This window comes from Thalassobacterium maritimum (genome assembly GCF_031127805.1).
GTDB lineage: Bacteria > Verrucomicrobiota > Verrucomicrobiia > Opitutales > Coraliomargaritaceae > Thalassobacterium > Thalassobacterium maritimum.
On record NZ_JARXHW010000018.1, the window covers coordinates 64,859 to 84,764 of the forward strand.

At 53.0% G+C, this 19,906-nt stretch carries 11 protein-coding genes; 3 read left to right on the forward strand and 8 right to left on the reverse strand.

Annotated elements, in window-relative coordinates:
* Positions 1-28: 28 nt before the first annotated feature.
* The 3 genes from QEH52_RS09595 to QEH52_RS09605 all read right to left on the reverse strand — a co-directional run bounded on the left by QEH52_RS09595 (position 29) and on the right by QEH52_RS09605 (position 9,336).
* Entirely contained in the window at positions 29-6,034 is a 6,006-nt protein-coding gene (locus QEH52_RS09595) for a DNRLRE domain-containing protein (protein WP_308950025.1), read from the reverse strand.
* 35 nt (positions 6,035-6,069) lie between these two features.
* Positions 6,070-7,164, reverse strand: a complete 1,095-nt coding sequence (locus QEH52_RS09600) for a hypothetical protein (RefSeq protein WP_308950026.1) — start codon at positions 7,162-7,164, stop codon at positions 6,070-6,072.
* Between the two features lie 174 nt (positions 7,165-7,338).
* Positions 7,339-9,336, reverse strand: a complete 1,998-nt coding sequence (locus tag QEH52_RS09605; protein ID WP_308950028.1) for a TonB-dependent receptor — start codon at positions 9,334-9,336, stop codon at positions 7,339-7,341.
* A 565-nt stretch (positions 9,337-9,901) separates the two neighbouring features.
* Here QEH52_RS09605 and QEH52_RS09610 point away from each other — a divergent pair.
* Together QEH52_RS09610 and recD2 are read left to right on the forward strand one after the other, a co-directional pair.
* Positions 9,902-10,327 (forward strand): hypothetical protein, encoded by a 426-nt coding sequence (locus QEH52_RS09610; protein WP_308950030.1) that lies wholly within the window; start codon positions 9,902-9,904, stop codon positions 10,325-10,327.
* A 119-nt stretch (positions 10,328-10,446) separates the two neighbouring features.
* Positions 10,447-12,756 (forward strand): SF1B family DNA helicase RecD2, encoded by a 2,310-nt coding sequence (gene recD2, locus QEH52_RS09615; RefSeq protein WP_308950032.1) that lies wholly within the window; start codon positions 10,447-10,449, stop codon positions 12,754-12,756.
* A gap of 55 nt (positions 12,757-12,811) precedes the next feature.
* On the opposite strand, the gene QEH52_RS09620 is transcribed toward recD2, so the two are convergent.
* The 4 genes from QEH52_RS09620 to QEH52_RS09635 form a co-directional block, all read right to left on the reverse strand.
* Positions 12,812-13,270: a PA2169 family four-helix-bundle protein gene (locus QEH52_RS09620; protein ID WP_308950034.1), complete on the reverse strand. Its 459-nt coding sequence runs from the start codon at positions 13,268-13,270 to the stop codon at positions 12,812-12,814.
* Between the two features lie 229 nt (positions 13,271-13,499).
* The gene (locus QEH52_RS09625; protein ID WP_308950036.1) at positions 13,500-15,155 is read right to left on the reverse strand and encodes an AMP-binding protein; all 1,656 of its coding nucleotides are present in this window, start codon (positions 15,153-15,155) and stop codon (positions 13,500-13,502) included.
* Positions 15,148-16,194 (reverse strand): GTPase ObgE, encoded by a 1,047-nt coding sequence (obgE, locus tag QEH52_RS09630; RefSeq protein WP_308950037.1) that lies wholly within the window; start codon positions 16,192-16,194, stop codon positions 15,148-15,150. The genes QEH52_RS09625 and obgE overlap by 8 nt, the downstream gene beginning before the upstream one ends.
* Before the next feature lie 66 nt (positions 16,195-16,260).
* Complete coding sequence (locus QEH52_RS09635) at positions 16,261-18,402, reverse strand: protein-disulfide reductase DsbD family protein (RefSeq protein WP_308950039.1); 2,142 nt, start codon at positions 18,400-18,402, stop codon at positions 16,261-16,263.
* Between the two features lie 162 nt (positions 18,403-18,564).
* Between QEH52_RS09635 and QEH52_RS09640 the strand changes: the two genes are divergently transcribed.
* Complete coding sequence (locus tag QEH52_RS09640; RefSeq protein WP_308950041.1) at positions 18,565-19,293, forward strand: glycosyltransferase family 2 protein; 729 nt, start codon at positions 18,565-18,567, stop codon at positions 19,291-19,293.
* A 425-nt stretch (positions 19,294-19,718) separates the two neighbouring features.
* Here the strand turns inward: QEH52_RS09640 and QEH52_RS09645 are convergent.
* The coding region (locus QEH52_RS09645) for a tyrosine-type recombinase/integrase (protein ID WP_308950043.1) at positions 19,719-19,906 on the reverse strand (188 nt) is incomplete at its 5' end.

The following is a 19,906-nucleotide window of genomic DNA, read 5'->3' on the forward strand; positions in this document are numbered from 1 at the left end:
TTCTAAGTGTTAATGTCTGTAGTGCGTATTACTGAACGACGATGCGCCAGAAGAGGGCTTTGACTTTAGTATCAATCTCAAGCTGGACCGATTCGGTGCCATCCTCGTTGTCGACGATACGTTCGGTGATCTCGACGACTTCTTCGCTGGGCTGGTCCCAGTGGATCAAGTCTTCCGAGACAAGGTAGCTCCATTGCAAGCCGGCATCCTGAATGCGCTGGTAGCGCATTTCATTCACGCCCGCCCCCAGTGTAACGGTTGGCATGTGCAGACCGGATCCACTCTTGGGATTTCCATTAAAGACGAACTCATAGTAATTACTATAGCCGTCGCCATCATGGTCGTCCTCGCGACCGACATTGCTATCTTCGGCATCGAAGAGTTGGTCACGCCACGAGGAGTAAGTGGACCCCGCTGCGGTGAATGACTGTAAGCTGGTTTCTACTGGCTTACGTCCATCCGTTGCTTTGGCATACCACTCATAATGACGGCCAGCCAATAGCTCGTCCCACTCGAACTCCAATTCGGATTCGGCAGGTATATCGGTGAAGGTCGCCAACTCCTCAAATTCGGAGATGATGGTTCCCATGTCATACTCCAATTCGAACTGACTGTTCGTGTCGGTCTCATAGGCATCCACCCAAGGTGAGTAAGTGCGCACGTAGATCTTATTGTGTGCAGGTTCGAATGTCAGGATTCGTAGGTAACCTTGGCCACCTTCGCTGTAGCCCTGATAGTCTTGTAAGAGGGAGTGCGTAATATTTCCCTCGAACTCATCCGTGCGTTGTCCCTCACCGTGGATGTGACCACCGAGCATCAGGTGTAAGTTAGGATAGCCCTTCAAGCGCTCGTAGATCGCTTCACCGTAGGAACTCCAAGAAGCAGGATTGCCGGTATTGACCAGGTGGTGCGTCGTCACGATGACACGACGATCGGGATAGGCTTGCACTAAGCCTTCGGCCCAATCGAGCACCTCTGTATTTGCAGAGCCACGATACTCCAGACTGATCGAAAGGAAGTCGTATGAGCCAACCGAATACAATTGGTAGTAGTTATCATTGTTACTGCCGTAGTGGTCGCCGTAGTAGCTCTTATCAGCCCAGTGATCGACACCGAAATACTTGTTATAGTAAGTCGTAGTGCCATCTGGATCCCAGATCGGCTCTTGGTCGTGATTCCCGACCGCGACGCCATAAGGAATACCTTCAGGCAGTCCAGTGGTTAGCGGATCTTCCAGTAAGTAGAGCGCGTCCGAAGCGTTGATCCACTCCTGCTCTGCAGAGCTTCCGTTACCATACGTATCACCGTTCTGAACGATGTCTCCCAGGTGCAAGACGAAAGCAATATTCAAGGCTTCGCGATTATCAATGACCCATTGTGTTTGAGAAGCGAAGATTTCCTTCACAGCTCCATTGATCTCTGCCGAATAGAATTGTGTATCAGGCAGCAATACCACCGAGAACGCTTCGTCGGAATCAGCGACTAGACGTCCGAAGAGTGTGACATCCAGTAGGTCTTCAAGATTGCCATCAGTGACATCCAGATTAATAACCGCGGGCTCGGCAACTTCAGACGCACCGTCTGTAGGCGCATTGATCGTGATCTCTGGATACAGATTCGCAGGATCGGTATCGATTTCAACAATCAGCTCTGGGCGTTGCTTTGCATCGGCACTTAATGATGAATAGAAACCGTATCCATCGTCGGAGTAAGTTTGAATCACCCAGCCATAGACCGGTGCACCATTCAACCAGTCGACCAGGGTCGGCGTGACCTCGACGTCGTAGTATGACTCTTGGCTAGAGAAGATGCTCACGCTATCGGGCTGACTATCTGATTCGACATCGTCATCGTCGATACCGTTACCGCCCCAGGCCTCCGAGGACCAGCTAGACAAATCATCCCAATCCACCAGCATTTGCTGGAAATGCATGGGGCCATCACTTTGCACGGAAGTATCGGTGCCGACATAGAGTCGGATATAAGCACGATCGATAATCGAGCCTGCAGGAATTTGCCCCGCAGCTTCACCAAAGATGTCGCCAAAGTTCAGCAATACCTGACGCTCACTGCCATCCGAGTTATGGTCTACCCATAGGATTGCATTCTGCGCATTGGCCTCAGGCGTATCGGAATCGATTTCAATCTCCAATGCACTCGCATAGTCATTGAAGCCTTGCTGGAAGGACAGTTGACGCAGACCATAAGGTCCATCGTCGGTGCGAGCAAACGCGGGCTCACTGATGCCGCCACCAGTTTCGCTCAAAGCGACTACACGGTAATAGTGTGTGCTCTCCGTCTCCAAGCCAGTGTGGCTGTAGGACTGCGTATCTGGATCGAGATCCGCAACTAACACCTCCCACTCACCGTAGTAGTCCGTGGCGTGTTCAATCATATAGGCGGTCTCGTCGCTAGCAACGTCAGTCCAGGTCAACTCAATTTCTGAAGTAGAGACCGGCTCTGCAACTACCGAAGTGGGCGCTGCAGGAGTCGGGCCATCGCTATAGACAACCACTAATTCAGGATGAATATCAGTATCTGCGGCCTTGGAAGTCCAGAAGCCAAAGCCATCATTATCGGAGTTCAACAACACCCAACCGCGATTGGTCGCAGTGCCTGCAAGATACGCTTCGATGGAAGCGGTGACGTCCCACTCGCTCCAGGTCTCGATGTCCTTATAGGTTTCATGCACATATTCCGCAGTGGCGACTGCTTCGACATCGTCGGCTGTGATACCATCGACCATCGAATTCCAGCTGCTGTTCGCCGACCAATCCGCGAGCATGCGGTGTAGGCTAATGATATCGTTGCTGGGGTTATTCCCGTCTCCAACCCATAGGCGTAGCGTCGCGCTCTTAACGATCGCAGTGGATGGTATTTGCTGCGCGCCGGTTCCGATGATATCTTGGAAATCAATCAGCACCTGATCTTCATCGGTCTCACTATTATTGTCAGTATAGAGGTTGGAAGTATTCCATGTTGCATCAGCACCAGGCGAGCTCGAGGAGCGAATGCCGATATCATTAGTCGCGGTGTATCCATTCATTCCATACTGGAACTTGGCAACTTTCTCATTGTAGCGCGTGCCGATATTCGCACGTATCGCGGAGCTATATACCGTGCCCCCAACAGTGCTGACACGGTAGTAGTAATCTAGATCGGGCTGAACCTCCGTGTCGGAGTAGCTTTCCACATTCGCGGCAGTCGTTTCGATCACAATCCATTCACCCTCTGTGCCTTCGCGGCGCTCCAGCGTGAAACCGGACTCATTACTGGAAGCATCTACCCAGCTCAATTCGATCACTTTATCAGCTGTGGCCAATGCAGTCAGATCTGTGGGAGGAAAGGAAATCACAGATGTGTCCAAGTCGGTGGCTTGCCAATCCGCATCAGTAAAGACCCCACTAACAGCGCCGTGAATTTGCTGACTTTCGTCGTAGGCTGCGGCGCCCGCAGTTTCATCCAGTTTCCAGAAGCCGGACAAGTCTGCATTCGGCAGTGCGGGATTCTCAGTCATCAATGCGCGGATCTCACTCATTTCAAGTGCACGATTCCAAACAGAGACTTCATCAATCAAACCTGCAAAATAACCCGCCGGTGAGCCGGAGGAATTGAGTGCGGAACCGATACTAAAGTGCTGAATACTATCGGCGCGCAACGGCTGTCCGACATAGAGTTCATTCTCCAGCGCACCATTTAAATATAGCTTCCATGTGCTGCCATCGTAAGTCAGTGCGGCATAATACCACACATGATCTTGAATCGGAGACACACCTACAATCGGGTGATTCAGGCCCGGACTGGTGCCGCCAGCTCCTTCTTCAAAGTCGGCCCCCAGCATACCTGTGCCAGAATCAATGCCGAAGAAATAATTACAATCTACTGTAGTGCCATCACTCTCACCGCGACCTTTCGCGACGAGTGGAATGCCGTGAATACCACCCACACCTGTGGTTGCGGTGGAACCTTCACCGGTTTTCTTAAACCAAAGGGTAATGGTCAACTCAGACATACCGAGCGTGTTGCCCATGGTAATGTAATCATCGATGCCATCGAACTCCAGTGCGCTGGTTCCTGTTCCAAAGCGGAAGGCCTGCACCGCATCGGGCTCGCCTGAGCCAAATGTGTTAGAAGCGCTCACACGATAGAAATACTTCGTATCTTCGAGCACGGTGCTGTCGCTATAGGACGTGCTGCCTGCAGGCAAACTATCCGTGAGTATTGTCCACGGACCATCGAGCGAATAAGCGCGCTCTACGATATAGTTCCCCTCGTCACTCACGCTATCAGTCCATGTAATCAAGGCGGCATTCTCTGGCGTGCGGCTCACGCTGGTATCCGTCGGCGAACCAGGAACGGCACCGAGTGTATAGTGAATGACCAACTCCGGACGCAAACTCAGGTCGCTTGACTCCGAGGAAGTGATCCCGAAACCATTACTGCCCGCATTTAATAATACCCAACCACGATTGGTATGACTGCCATCCAAAATACTTTGCACACGCTCAGTCAAATCCCACTCCGACCAGACACTGGCCACATTCAAACCATTCTGCGCAAAGTCTGGAGTGCTCGCGGCTTCGACACCGTCGGGGCTGATTCCGTCGACCATGCTATTCCAGGTGCTATGGCTGTCCCAATCACTCAACATCGGATACATGCTGATGGTGTTAGAACTCTTCTCATTACCATCGCCTACCCAAATACGTAGGGTCGCGCTTTGAACCACCGAGCCCGCAGGCACTTTGCCATCGGCTATGGCTCCCTCAAGATTGGGGAATTGCATCAAAATCTGATCTTCGTTCGTTGACGAATTATTATCAGTATACAGCGTCACAATGTTCCACGTCACATCGGGTCCGGGCGCAACATATTGACGCAATCCGATATCAAGCGCATCAAAGTATCCATTCACTCCGTAGCGCAGCTTCGTCACATGATGGCCGGCTGAAGTGCCGGCATTGGCTTGTGTAACTAATGAAGTGGCGCCACCAGACACACGTACGCGATATAGATAATCGACGTCTAAGTCGACCGATTCATCCAGATAGGAAGTGCTATCTGCTGGCAGTGTCGCCAACTCTGACCATGCTGCAGCGCTTGAATCATACCGCTCAACAATATAGCCTGCCTCAGCGCTTGCTTGATCCGTCCAGCTAAGGCTGATCGCTCCTACCTGAGAAGCCCAGGCTCGCAGATTTGTAGGAGGCGTCACAAAATCCGCTCTTACAAAATTGCTGTCCACCCATGTGGATTCGGTCTCGCCAGTAAAGACACCATCGTTGTTACCCGTCGCATCGGCGACTGTAACACCAGAAGCCTGCTCCAGTGGCCAATAGCCCACCAGTCCGGTTTCTGTGACAGCAGGCGACGAGGTCATTAAGTTCTCGATATCACTTTGGCTCAAGGCATGATCCCAAACGCTGACTTCATTCAGGCTTCCTGCAAAATAGCCTTGAACGGTGCCACTAGAATTCATTGCTGCACCCAATCCGAAATGCTGGATACTATCGGAACGGAGGGGCTGCCCCACGTAAAGCTCCGCATCCAACTGTCCATTCAAATATACCTTCCATGTCGCGCCATCATAAGTGAGTGCGGCATGCTGCCACACGCCTTCAACCACAGGAGTCACACCCACCACAGGGTGATTGACCCCTGGGCTGACACCCGCAGCGCCTTCTTCGAAGTCAGCGGCAAGCATGCCGGCACTATTGATCCCGAAGATGTAATTACAGTCGAGCGTGCTGGCATCATTCTCACCACGTCCTTTAGCGACAAGTGGGATCACATTGACACCGCCCGCGCCAGAACTGCCTAGAGCCCCGCCCGCGTCTTTTTTAAACCAGACACTGATCGTCAGTTCGGAAAGACCCAAGGTATTCCCCATGGTCACGTAGTCATCGACTCCATCAAAATGGAGTGCTTTGACATCGTCCGCGTGTACATGATTATGCGTCGCCATTGTAGCCAAACAGCCAACAAAGCCGTAACTACAGTAGCGCGCTACTCGATTATATAATTGATTGAACATGATTAAATTATTACCTCTAAATTTACCTTAGCACACTAGCGTGCATTGACTTGTAGCAAGCGCTCCTCAGACGCCCGCGACTGCCAGCGGAAAGAATTGGCCTCTGGATGTAGGACTTGAAAATCTTCACCTTGAGATTCTACCCATGCGCTTAAAAACATGCGGGGGCTCAGCGCTGGGAAATCTATGCAACGCGCCTCCAACCAATCCGCTTCAACAGTTGGCGACTCAAAAGTCATATCCAAACGGAGCATCATATTCTCAGGATCGCCCCCTCTGACGGAACGCCCACGTTGGTAATCAAATGTATTCATGCGAAAGCAAACCGCCTCCACATCTTGCATTGGCAAGACCACCCCTGCGGCACTTAACTGAAACTGAGCAGCTATAGTATCAGCCAGCACATGACGCGGCATGCGTGAAAGATCGTAGGCGTATTCCCCCCAAGCGGATAAGGGTGCCACCACCGACCACTTCACACGTGAACCTTCATCATAGAGATAGCTGACCACTGGGCGATACTCCCATCCGATGCTCGCAGCGTCTAAGTTGGACATCGCATGAATGCCTTGCACGGGTTCGTCCCACACAAATGCATACTGAATTGAAAAGCCAGGCCCTACCTTTGCGGGCAGCACCGTCATCTCATCATTCTGGCGCAAAATACAATCTGCATACACCGGAGCACCATGATGGTCCTGCCCCAGATCGAAGACCACCGCCAATGATTGAGGCGGCGACTCAAACAGATAGCCCAACACCACCTCGATTCGTTGTTGCTCCAGTCCTAAGTTCTGAACCGCCGAGGAATCAAAATCAGGTAGCTGCGCCCAGGCACTGGACGGCAACAATACCCGATTATCTGCATCCACGAGTTTGAAGTGCTTCTGCACTTCACCTTGATACTCGAATGCAAACTGACGCAAGGCCTCGGGCGCAGTCGCCATTTCTGAACTCAACTCTTGCCCCACCATTTTAATTAAGTCTGGCATTGTCACCTCAATGCGAACTTCGAGCTGTGCCTCATATACGTTCAAACGAATACTCGTTTGCGCAGCACCATGCCCATGCACCCAGGGTGCAACGACAGAGCAGCATGCGACTAAGAATAATCTAAAAAACGTATCCATTTTAATAATACAATAACACCAGAAAACCCCATCAACGGCTGCAGAAGCTCGAGGTCAAATATGTACCGCCGACCTGAATCACATTTAACACTCACGCCACCCAAGGACACTTGAACGACACAATCGTAAACGATTCGTGATCTGTTTGGCACAATGCCGCGGGCCGGGAATCCCCTAGAAACGATAGCTGAGAGTCACACGTAGGCTACGCGGCTCAATCGGATGGAAGTGCACATCTTCAACTCCAGACACCTCCCCAGCGAGCTGCGACTCATAGTAGTAGGTGATATCATCGTCCTGTGAATCCAGCAGATTGAGCACATCGAAACTTAAGCGCAGGTTGGGCGTAAAGTCGTAGCCCGCCTTTAGATTCAAGACTAACGAAGGGTCCGACTCGATACTACCATCTTCCGTGAGTGGACGACTGCCAAAGTAGCGCGCACGCAAACTCCCAAAGAGGCCAGATTGGCCCCGATAGCTCACGCCACCATTTACAACCGCATTCAGCGCACCGGGAATTTCATCCCCATTCTCGAAGCGAGCATGTGTCAGCGCTAGATCGAGATCCAATGTCAGCCACTCGACTGGTCGGTAATCATTGGTCCATTCGATACCGTAACGCTCACTGCCCTCAGACGCTTCGGTGGCGCCACCATCACCCACATAGAGCAATTCAGAATCCAGCTGCAGCCACCAGACCGACAGTGCACTATTAAGCTGATCATTCCAATGCACCCGCAGCCCAGCTTCAGCACCACTGGAACGCACCAGGGGATCGACTGAATCCACTGCTGATAAATCTGTCGGATCGACAGTGATCGTAGTGCCCCGCGCATCATTACTATGAAAGCCGAGCCCGAAACTACCGTAGAACTCTAACATGCGATGCGGCGTATAAATCAAACTGAACTTAGGACTCAGCATCCAATCATCCGCACGGCCAGAGTTCGCCGCCAAATCGCTGTCGACATCGAAAGCATAATAATCCGCGCGCAAACCAAACACAGAACGCCAGTGAGCCGACCAATGGATTTCATTCTCATAAAAAACGGCCGCAGACAATTCCTCCACATCGTCAACCCGCACGGCCTGCAGTCGCTCGCGCGCGGCGGTTTGATATAAACCAATGTCATCGATCACATCGTAGCGTAGCTGCGCTCCGAAAGTATGCCGCACATCACGCTCCCATAAATGCGTATGTAAGAGGTTGTGGGAAAAGTTTAGCCCATAAACCATTCGGTTTTCGGCCTGCTCAAACTCGTCGCCGTTGACGGGATCTTCGAGGAAATATGTAAAGTTGGACCATAAGTTGATGTCATAGTAGATCGCATACGCCCCCCATGTAGTGGTGGTATCTCCCTGATCGCGGCGGTACTCCGTCGACAAGCTATAGCGCGCACTCTCCCCGCCCACATCTTCATCTACAGAGCCAAATTCCGAAATCGAGCCACTCTCCACTGCGCGCAAGGGAATTTGATCCGCGGAATCCCAACTGGCATCATAACCATGGAAACTGAGACCCCACTCAGCATCATCAAACTGCTTGGTGTATTTCACCAGGCCCTTGAATTGATTTAAATTTTCTCCGATATCCCATGGACCTTCGTAATAGTGTGACTCAAAGCCGACAACCAGGCGCTCCGTCAAACTCAGATCAAAGGCATCTGCCAAGACCGTGCGAAAGTAGCCATTTTGCCCGATGCTCAGTTGAGCGATCCCTTGCTCCAACCAACTCTCAGTCTGGATCTGTGCCGAGCCCGCCGAGGCGAAATCGCCAAGTGCGGCATAGTAGGGCCCTTTAGTATAATGCACGAGCTCAATCAACTCAGGGATCACGAAGTTAATATCCGTATAGCCCTGCCCATGCGCATGTGTCACCATATTCACCGGCATCCCATCCACGTAGGTCGCGAAGTCGGTGCCATGGTCCAGATTAAAGCCGCGCAAGAAATATTGATTGGCCTTACCCGTGCCGCTGTGCTGCGTCACAATCAGGCCGGGCACCATTTCTAGCACTTCGCCCGTGCGAGCCATGGGGCGATACTCCAAGTCTGATTGCCCGTAGGCCCCCTCAGACCCCACAAAGGCCGAGCCAATCAAGCTGCTCTCACGTCCAACCACTTCATAGTCTGGCAAGCGATGGATCGGATCGGCCCAGATTGAACTGCTCAAAATTGGTACTAGTAAAATTTTTTGTAGCGTGTGCATAATAATGGCCGATACCAAAAATGCCCACAAGAGCATGCAAGCTGGATTCGCTCATACTCTGCAACAATCTCGTCACGCACTCACATTCTGTAACTTGGTCGACATAGTTACTAGATATACAAGATACAAAGCATCAACGGTCACACAATTATAGAGAGAATAGAACGAAGCTCACATGATATTAGTGAATAATCTTATCGTATCTATTATATCGATACGCATTCTAACATAGATTCATCCACTCCCTGTTTTTAATTGATTATAAAACCTATATTTACTTCCAAACAAAAGAATGCTATATACTTTACGCCCCTAGCACTCGACCGCTGCCAGTTTCCCTCTCCACCGCACAATGAAAATCGCCTCTAGAATAAAGAGAATTGCCACAAGAGCATGCTTTCTGACGAGCCTTGCCACATTTCCACTGAGCGCTCTACCAGCGAGCACACAGCAAAGTGCCCCACAGACGACTCATTCAATTCGCCCCCAGGCAAAAGCTTACAGTGCACAGGGGCTCCCTCCCAAAAACTTGGCACGCTGGTATCGGGGCGCGAGCTTGATCCTAGTCGACAAAGAGCAATTTCAGCACATACATGTGACTGACGTCGGCGATTACGATGAAGCACTTTTCCTCAGCGATAATTCTGCACTAAGTTACAACATTCAAGCTGGCTCACACGATTACATCATCGACCTCGGTCAGGCCAAGCGCGTATCACGCTTCTTTCTTAATAATCAAAGTGCTGCGGGCAGCTTCAGGGTGCTTTGCGCCGACACACTGGACGAGTTAGAGAGTGAGGAGTGGATTCAACTAAGCCAAGCTGTCGACTTCGCAAGCGGCGTCATTCCCTCGGTGACTTTTCCTTCAATCGAGATTCGCTACATTCTGATACGTTTCGACATCCAATCCGCTGGCAGCATTGGCAATTTCGGAGTTACAGGTGAACGCTCCTAAGGCCATAGCTTCTCGAAACCACCGCGAAACAGCATTCGCTTTAGGCGATGACTCACCTTTTCGAGTCGACCCCGTCGACGAATTAGCTCTACATCGACTCTGCGACACCCCCAGAGCCGATGCCACCTTCCACACAAAATGACCAGTCTATTACAGGCGTTCTCGAACGGATTATTTATTTCAACGAAGAGAACGCCTACTGCATAGCAGAGCTGCAAGTCAGCGATAGCATACGTCCTGTTACCGTGCTCGGCGCACTGCCAGGCGTGCAATGTGGCGAAACGCTGCAGCTAGACGGGCAGTGGACGCGGCACCCGCAGCATGGTGACCAATTTAAAATCGCTCAATTTAAATCGCAACTGCCCGCCTCCGTGCACGGCATCCGCAAATATCTAGGCAGCGGACTCATTCATGGCATCGGTAAATCCTACGCCAAGAAAATCGTAGACCACTTTGGAGCCGACACCTTGCAGATCATCAGCGAAGATTCTGGGCGCTTACACGAAGTACCCGGCATCGGCAAGCAACGCGCCAAATCAATTAAAGCCGCATGGGACGAGCAAAGCGCGGTGCGCGATGTCATGATGTTTCTCCAAACCTATGGCGTTACGCCCTCTCAATGCGTGCGTCTAGTCAAGAAATACGGCAGCGGTGCGAAGCGAATCTTACAGGACGAGCCCTACCGCCTAGCGGAGGACATAGATCGTATCGGCTTTAAGACGGCCGATAAAATCGCGCTCAATCTCGGCTTCCCCACAAATTCCAAGGAGCGTATCGACGCGGGCGTGCTCCACACGATGCGCCAGCTGGAGGACGAAGGCCACACCCTGGGCACCGAAACCATGATACTTGAGCATGCCACGCAGCTGCTCTCCTTAGAGCCTGCATTGATCCAAGGCCGCATCCGCACGCTCGAGCAAGCGGGTAGCCTCTTTGGCATTCAAGCCTACGACCAAAACCAAGAGCTACTCGGCCCCGCCTATCAATTGCCCGGCACCGCTGGCTCTGAGAAACGTATTGCTGAGGCCATCGCTCGCATCGCTCACACCGCCTCGATCTTACCACAAATCAAGATTGAGGCTGCCGTGGAATGGGCACAAGCACGCGCAGGCTTTACTCTCGCGGAGCAACAAGCAGCTGCCTTGCGCAACACACTTGCCGCCAAAGTCTCTATCATTACAGGGGGCCCTGGCACCGGTAAGACCACTATTCTGCGTGCAGTCGTGGACATTCTTAAAGCTAAACGCGCCCGTATCAGCCTCGCCTCCCCGACTGGGCGGGCGGCGCAGCGACTCGCCGAAGCCTCCGGCGCAGAGGCGAGCACCATTCACCGGCTACTCAAATACGATGGCGCCACTCGCAGCTTTACCTACAACGAAGAGAACCCTCTGCCTTGCGACTTTCTCATCTTGGACGAAACCAGTATGCTGGACACGCGCCTCGCTGCCAGCCTCTTTCAAGCGATCCCCAGCGGGGCCCACCTGCTACTAGTCGGCGATGCGGACCAATTGCCATCCGTCGGCGCAGGCAATGTGCTCGGCGACCTAATGGCCGCCCCACCGGCCAAAGTCACCCGGCTCAACATTATTTACCGCCAAGGTAAAGAGAGCGGCATCGTGACCACAGCGCACGCGATCTTACAAGGCGAGACACACCCGGGCATGACTTTCCGCAGCCTACGCGACCTCGATGCGGGGCGCGACTTTACCTTTATCGAAGCCGAACAACCGGAACAAAGCGTCCAGGCGATCAAATACCTCGCCAAAGAATACATTCCTAAAGCGCACAATATCGACCCGATCCGAGACTTGCAGATCATGTCGCCGATGCACCGCGGCAGCGGCGGCATCACAGTGCTCAACCAAGAACTGCAGCAGGTGCTAAACCCCAAGAGCAAGGCCGAGTCGCGCATGCGCTCGGACCCCGATTACGCGCCCGCCACTCAAACTCATTTCCGCGAAACGACTCGTAAACCGCTTCCAGTGGAAATCGAATACGGTAGCCATACCTTCCGCATCGGCGACAAGGTCATTCAGACTCGCAATAATTACGACAAAAATGTGTTCAACGGTGACACGGGCATTATCAAGGCGATCGCCGCCGACCGCTCCGGTCTGACAATCGAGTTCGATACACAGGTCGAATATACCAAAGGCGAACTTTCAGAGATCCAGCACGCGTACGCCATCTCCATCCACAAGAGCCAAGGCAGCGAATATCCTGTCGTCATTATACCACTACTCAAGCAGCACTTTCTCTTACTACAGCGCAACCTCGTCTATACTGGCATCACCCGCGCTCGGCGCAAAGTCTACATTGTCGGTTCACTCGATGCCTACGCTATGGCGATCAAGAACAACGAACAACAAGTCCGCCGTACTCACTTACAAACACGACTGCGCAAAGCCTGCGAGCAAAGGAGCCAATAAAAAAGAGCCGCCCCTCTGGGGGCGACTCTCTCATATTGCTATCGCTAATGTTTTTTTATGCAGCCTTAGCCTTAGCTTGTAGACGATCGGTCGCTTGCTGCACGCAGACTTTCAAATCGTTAATCACACGCACGGTCTCGCCGTCCATTGCATCGACATCATCGAAGGTGTCGTTAATATAATCGAGCAGCTTTTGCTCCCCGCGAACCGCCTCGTCAATCACAGCTTCGATGTTCTGGCTGGAAGTAAACATGTCCTTCACGCTAATGAGCGCACGATGGACACTGCCTTCAAGGGAGCCGCGCTCCTTCTCTTCCTCTCCGATACATTCGAGGCGTGAGTTAATTGCAGCCACACGCTCACGGCGAGCGCTTTCGATTTCGCGGAAACAGAGTGCGAGATTCGCATCTTCGTCCTGCACCTTCTCCGCAGCCTTTTCATATCCTTTAACCGAATCGTTGGTGTGAATGACAAGGCGTTCGAGTTCTCTTTTTAATGTACTTTTCGTGCTCATAGTAGGTCCTTTTTGTTTTAGGTTTTTTATTTGAATGAAGGACATATATCTATGCCAGCCCCATGCCAACTTACAGAGCGGGAAAGCAACAAAACACCGCAAGTCACTCACAAACAACCGCTTAAACAACACCAAATAAACGATACCGTAACAAAGAAGCTGAGACAAACTTGCTAAATGCAAGGGCACATCAAGCTCTATAGTGCAGAATTCAGCCTAAGCCAGGCGATTAAGAACTTGCTTCTTGCGCCAGCGAATTAATCGCACGCAGGTCTAGCTTGCCCGTGACTAAGGTCGGAATGTATTCCACCTGTTTTAGCTCTTTGGGAATCCACAAGTTCGACAATCCCGCAGCGGTCAATTTCGCCCGCACGTCGCTCAATTCCAGTTCCAGCTCATCCGCTGCAATCAAAACCAAGGCTTCGCCCTTGGCCTCATCAGGCCGCCCTGCGACAGCCAACATGGGAACTTCACATTCTAATAAATCATAAGCTTCCACTAGAATCTCTTCAATGGTGCCGTGTGGTACCATCTCGCCAGCGATTTTGGAAAAGCGCGACAGGCGCCCCTCAATAAACAAAAAACCATCTCGATCAAAACGTGCGAGATCGCCGGTCATAAACCATTCCCCGTCTTTAACTTCTGCTGTGCGCTGCGGATCTTGTAAATAACCGCCAAATACATTCGCCCCGCGCAGGGACAACAAACCCACCGAGCCGACATCCATCGGCTCCATCGTATCTGGATTTAGGATACGCGCCGCATGCCCTGGCAACAGACGCCCGACCGAGCCACGGCGACTGCCCTCTGTAGAATCTCCGGTGTATTTCACGCCCTTCGGTACAGTTGGCAGGTTTACACTCACCACGGGCGAAGTTTCCGTCAAGCCGTAGCCTTCGAGATATAAGCCCCCGAAACGAGCCTCCCAAGTATCAGCAAAGCCCTCCGGCGTCTTTTCCGCCCCCGCCACTACATACTTCAATGAAGCCAACTTGGCAGGATCCACTCGCTTAAAATAGGGCTTCAAGAAGGTCGGCGTCGCCACCAAAATGCTAGCGGACTCAGCTTCGATCGCATCGGCGATTTTTTTAGTCTCCAGTGGGCTGGGCAACGTCACCACGCCACAACCTCGCAGCAGCGGATACCACAAGGTCACGGTAAAACCAAAACTATGAAATATAGGTAGGCTCGCAATCAGCTTCTCTGTGGTCGGCAAGAGCCCCGAAGCATCGATTTGAGCACAATTCCCCAGCACATTGCGGTGCGTGAGCACCACCCCCTTTGGATCTCCTGAACTACCACTGGTAAACAACAGCCCAGCCTCGCGATCTCCTCCCTGACGAGGAATTTTCAGCAACTTAGCCAACAATTTGGCGGGGCACAGATATATGCAGCTCAACAAGGCCAAGGTCTTGGCCTTAGGCAGGCGCTTCAGCTCATCCACCAGGTCAACGACGCCCGAATCGGGCCACGGAAACAGTGGCATCTTAAGCTGCACCTGCTTAGTTGTCAGTAAACAATCGATGTCTGCCTGCCGCATGCAAGCTTCCGCACTGGCAGCCCCTAGCGTGAAGTTTAAGTTAACGGGCACCTTGCCGGCAAAGACCACCGCAAGGTTGGCAATATAGGCCCCCAGCCCGGGCGGAAATACGATACCGACCCGCGTCTTCGAGCTCCAATCAGCGATGCGGCGCGACAGCCCATAGGCCACCGCGAGCAAAAAGCCGCTCTTCATCGTGCGCCTCTGTAGCGTGCGATCTACGATCAGCTCACGCTGAGGACAGCGCGCAAGCGCAAGAAAAGACTCGTAAGCCAAGTGGCTTTCCAACGCAGACTGCTGGCTAAAGCCAGCCTCATCCAGATCGACTATCTTCGGCTCACTCACTGTCCCCAGTCGATTCGTCCTCTTCTCCCTCCACTTCCTCTGAAGCTCGGATCTTGAGCACCTCTGCCAACATGGCTTGCTTTAATTCTTCAAAACCTTCGTCAGAAACACAGGAGATCGGGTAGACCTTATCCTTCACCTTCTTCTGAAATAGCTTAAGGTTCTCCGCCGCATTAGGCTCATCCATCTTATTGGCACAGATCAACTCTGGCTTACGAGCCAGTCCAGGCATGTAAAGCTTGAGCTCGTTGATTAAGACCTTGTAGTCGCCCAATGGATCGCGCCCGTCCGTGCCTTCCATGTCGAGCATGATGATCAACACCTTACAACGCTCTACGTGTTTAAGAAAACGGTGACCTAGCCCGCGATTCTCACTGGCGCCTTCGATGAGCCCGGGAATGTCGGCCACCGTGATACGCTCAAATTGCTCAGGATATTCCAACACGCCCACCGTCGGAAAGACCGTGGTAAACGGATAGGCACCTGTTTTCGGATGCGCATTGGTGATCATGTTCAACAAGGTCGACTTGCCCGCGTTGGGGAAGCCAATCAGGCCGACATCGGCAATCGTCTTGATGATCAAACGAAAGTCGCCCTCTTCAGCTGGCTTGCCCAGCGTAAATTGGCGCGGTGCCTGATTGGTCGACGACTTGAATTGGGCATTACCTTTCCCCCCATCGCCACCTTCCAGCAACAGCACTCGCTCCCCATGCTCCGTAACCTCCGCAATGGGATCACCGGAATCTCGATCAACTACAATAGTGCCCACGGGCAGCTTTAAAATAATGTCGGCCCCATTGGCACCGTGCTGATCACGCCCGCGGCCAGGCTCGCCATTCTTGGCTTTCCAGCCTGGTTTGAAGTGAAAATCTGTAAGATCTGCCACATTGGTATCGCCCTCAATATAGACGTCGCCGCCGCGACCACCGTCGCCACCGTCGGGGCCTCCCTTGGGCTCATACTTTGCACGGCGGAAGCTGAAACAGCCATCGCCTCCTTTACCCGCCTTGAAATTAACTTTGACCTCGTCGTAAAACATGCACCTTTTTCAGCAGAGTATCCGCACTTTGCAAATCTATTAACTGAGTCCTCATAGCTAATACCACTAAAGCGCCTGCTCCACTGCATCACGCACGACGCCATTCGTCAGACTCTGAGGCAGCACAGTGACCTCTCCATCCGGAGAATACAGCAAATACAGCGGCACTCCAGAGCGCCCAAAGCTCTCAAGCGCATCTGTAATCGCAGGATCATAGCGCGTCCAATCCGCCTCCAAGGCGACAATTCCCTCCGCTTCAAATAGAGCCGCAGTGGCATCCGTGCGCAGGGCCACCTTCTTATTGACCTGGCAAATCAAACACCAGCTGGCAGTGAAATCTACAAACACAGGTTTCCCCTCAGCCAGCAACGCATCCACCTTCTCTGCCGACCATGGGCCCCACTGCCCCGAGGCATCCGCTGCTGCCGTATTTTCACCATAGCTCGCGTAGGCGGCCTTCGTTGCGGGGATCCCCCAAGCAAGCGAGCCAAACACCAGCGCCAGCGCCAGCAGCTTCGAAATCCACTGCACACGCTTCGAACGAAAAGCTGCCCCCCAGCGGCCAAAAATCCAAGCCGCCACGCCACAGGCCAACAGGATAACCAGCAATATAAAGATGGCATCCACTCCGCCTTGCCGCCCCGCAACCAAAGCGAGAAACAACACGGCCGCCATCAACAAAAAGCCCATGCCTTGCTTAAACGACTCCATCCAAAGACCTGGCTTAGGCAAAAAGGCCACCAGTTTAGGGAAAACCGAAAGTAGCAAAAACGGCGATGCCAGCCCCAAGCCCATAGTGCCAAAAATCAATAAGCCTGTGCCCATGCTCGCCTGCACGGCCAGCCCACTCACGCCCGCGACCAAGGGCCCCATGCAAGGCGCCCCCACCACAGCGGCCAAAACCCCCATGCCAAAGGAGCCATACACATCGTTGCGCTTCGCCACATTCGCATCCGCACCCACCAGTTTGCCACCGAGCTCAAAGACCCCCATCAAATTCAGACCAAACAAAAAGAAAACCGCGGCTAGGAAGACTACGAAGCCCGGACTCTGCAGCTGAAAGCCCCAACCGATGCGCTCACCCACCGCTCGCAAAGCAAATAATACCCCGGCCAACACCAAGAAACTCAGCACCACTCCAATCGTATAAGCCAAACCATGTCGCAAGGCATCCGCGCGCGTCTGTCCCGCGTGCTTGAGCAAAGAAAACACTTTAAGCGACAGCACCGGCAAGACGCAGGGCATAATATTCAAAATCAGCCCCCCAAGAAAGGACAAGGCCAAGAAGCCTGGCAGCCCCAGCGCCAACAAGCGCTGCTCGAAACCAAGCGCCGCCGACGAATCCGCCTCCGCAAGATCCACCACCTGCTGAGCTGCGGGAGCCCCCGTAGGCGCTTGCTCGGAAATCGTAGCCGCAATCAGCCAAGAGCCTGTGCTCGACTGCAAGATCCCACGCATCACCTCTGGCTGCGCATCAAAGAAAGGCACATCCAAGGGCAAGCGAAGTTCGGCACGATTGGCCGCAGGATAGCTCAAAGTTTGCACGCCACTCGGGTCAATTTGCCCCTCAGTCTGCGCATAAAAATAAAGATCCTCTGGAATCTCACTCCCCTCCAGCGATAAGACCAATTGTCCCTCAGCAAGATGAGCCGTGACCGCCCACGGCGCGACTGGCTGCGCCTGTAGATCACGCGCAGCTGCAAAAGCGGCACTTTCTGCGCTCGGCACCGCCTGCTCGGCGACCAACAACTCGATGGCCACCTGCGCATCGCCCGGCAAACAGGCCTCCTTACAAATCAACCAAAAGAGCTCCGCCTGCAGCGTCAGGCGCTCGCCCAACTGTAAGCCCTCAGCGGCCTGCATCGAAACAATCAGCACCGCCTCATCCTCGTAACCGTAATTCACCATATCCGCCATCGAAATGCGCTCTGGCGCCGGCCATTGAATCTCCCCAGCCTCAAGGCCCTCCGGCAACTGCCAATCGATCGTTGTCGCCAAGCCACTGGCACCTGGATTTTCCCAATAAATATGCCAGTGCGGCTCGATCTTAAAACGCAGAGCCAGATCGAAAGACTCACCGGGCACGATGGTGTCCGTTTCCGAAATCAGCTCTACCGTGGTGTGCTCCGCCTCCACCGGCGCCGCATGCGCGCTCGAGAACATCCAGATAAAAAGAGAAAAGCAAAGTCGCAGTATGTTTTGTGACATAATAAGATGGATAGCGGGACGCCTGATTTATTCCAGAACAAGTACACATTTACGATCTGTAAGGAAAACGCCCCCGCACAGATTCATTCAAACTGGCCCCCCCTGCCACAGATCACCCACTTTCCTTCCAGCCCAGCTCACTAGACCCACCCAAGACGGATTATGCCACCAAAATACTCCATCATTATTCCCGCCTACAACGAAGCGGCCGAACTACCAGCCACGCTCACAGCCATCCGCAAAGCCATGCAGGCCACAGCGATCGCGGGCGAATGCATCGTCGTAGACAACAACTCCAGCGACGATACCCACCGCGCAGCCCTCGCCCATGGCGCCGACCAAGTCGTGCACGAGCCGATCAACCAAATCGCACGCGCTCGCAACGCCGGGGCCGCCCAAAGCCGGGGCCAGATGCTCATCTTTATCGACGCCGACACACGGATCACCCCACAGCTACTCACAGAAGCCCTACGTCAACTAGAAACCACCCCCTGTGTCGGTGGTGGATCCACCATAAAATTCGAAGGCGAAGTCAGCCGCATTGGCCGCTTCGGCATCGCACTGTGGGAACGCATTTCAAAACTCACCCGCACAGCCGCAGGCAGTTTTCTCTACTGCCGCCGCGATGCATTCGACGCCATAGGCGGCTACGATCAAAGCCTCTACGCCAGCGAAGAAGTCCGTTTCTCACGCCAACTCAAGAAATGGGGTAAGGCTCAAGGGCTCCATTTCACGATTCTAAGCCACGCGCCCGCACACACCTCCGCGCGCAAATTGAAATGGTATTCCGGGCCGCAAATTCTCGGCTGGGTCGCACTCATGCTCCTGATGCCACTCGCAGTACGCTCACGCAAACTATGCGGCTTCTGGTATAAGCGCCCACAAACATAAGCAGCGAGAACATCGAACGTCCAACATCCAATGTAGAATGTAGAATGATTAAGCTCGGCACGAATCATTCGATGTTCAATGTTGGACGTTCGACGTTGGACGTTCCCAGCGTTCCCATGTGTCACAAAACATACTCAGCGCGATTCGGTCGCTTCGAACCTTCAATCCTCTAGCTTGGGGCCAATCCGTATCCTCAATCCTCTGGATTGGGGCCAATCCGTATACTCAATCCTCTGGATTGGAGCCAATCCGTATCCTCAATCCCATAGCTTGGGGCCATCGAGCAAGATGCCGCTCGGCCACATACGACGCACGCGACTACGAAGAGCCTTCCAAAGCATCCAAGGGACTCACCGTCAGATCCTGCTGGTCCTCCATCACGTGCAGATAGATCATCGTCGTCTCCCGCGTAAAAAGGCTGCGCCTCACGCGGTTTCCATTAGACCGCGTGCGCGTAGCGTTTTACGCGGCCCTAAGAAATCCTGCAAAGTCCTAATATTTGTCCCATTCTCTAGCAAATGCGTCGCATAACTGTGCCGTAATACATGCGAATTCGATCGTTTCGGGATTTGGGCCTTCACTGCAGCAATCGAAAGCTCCTTCTGATACGCAC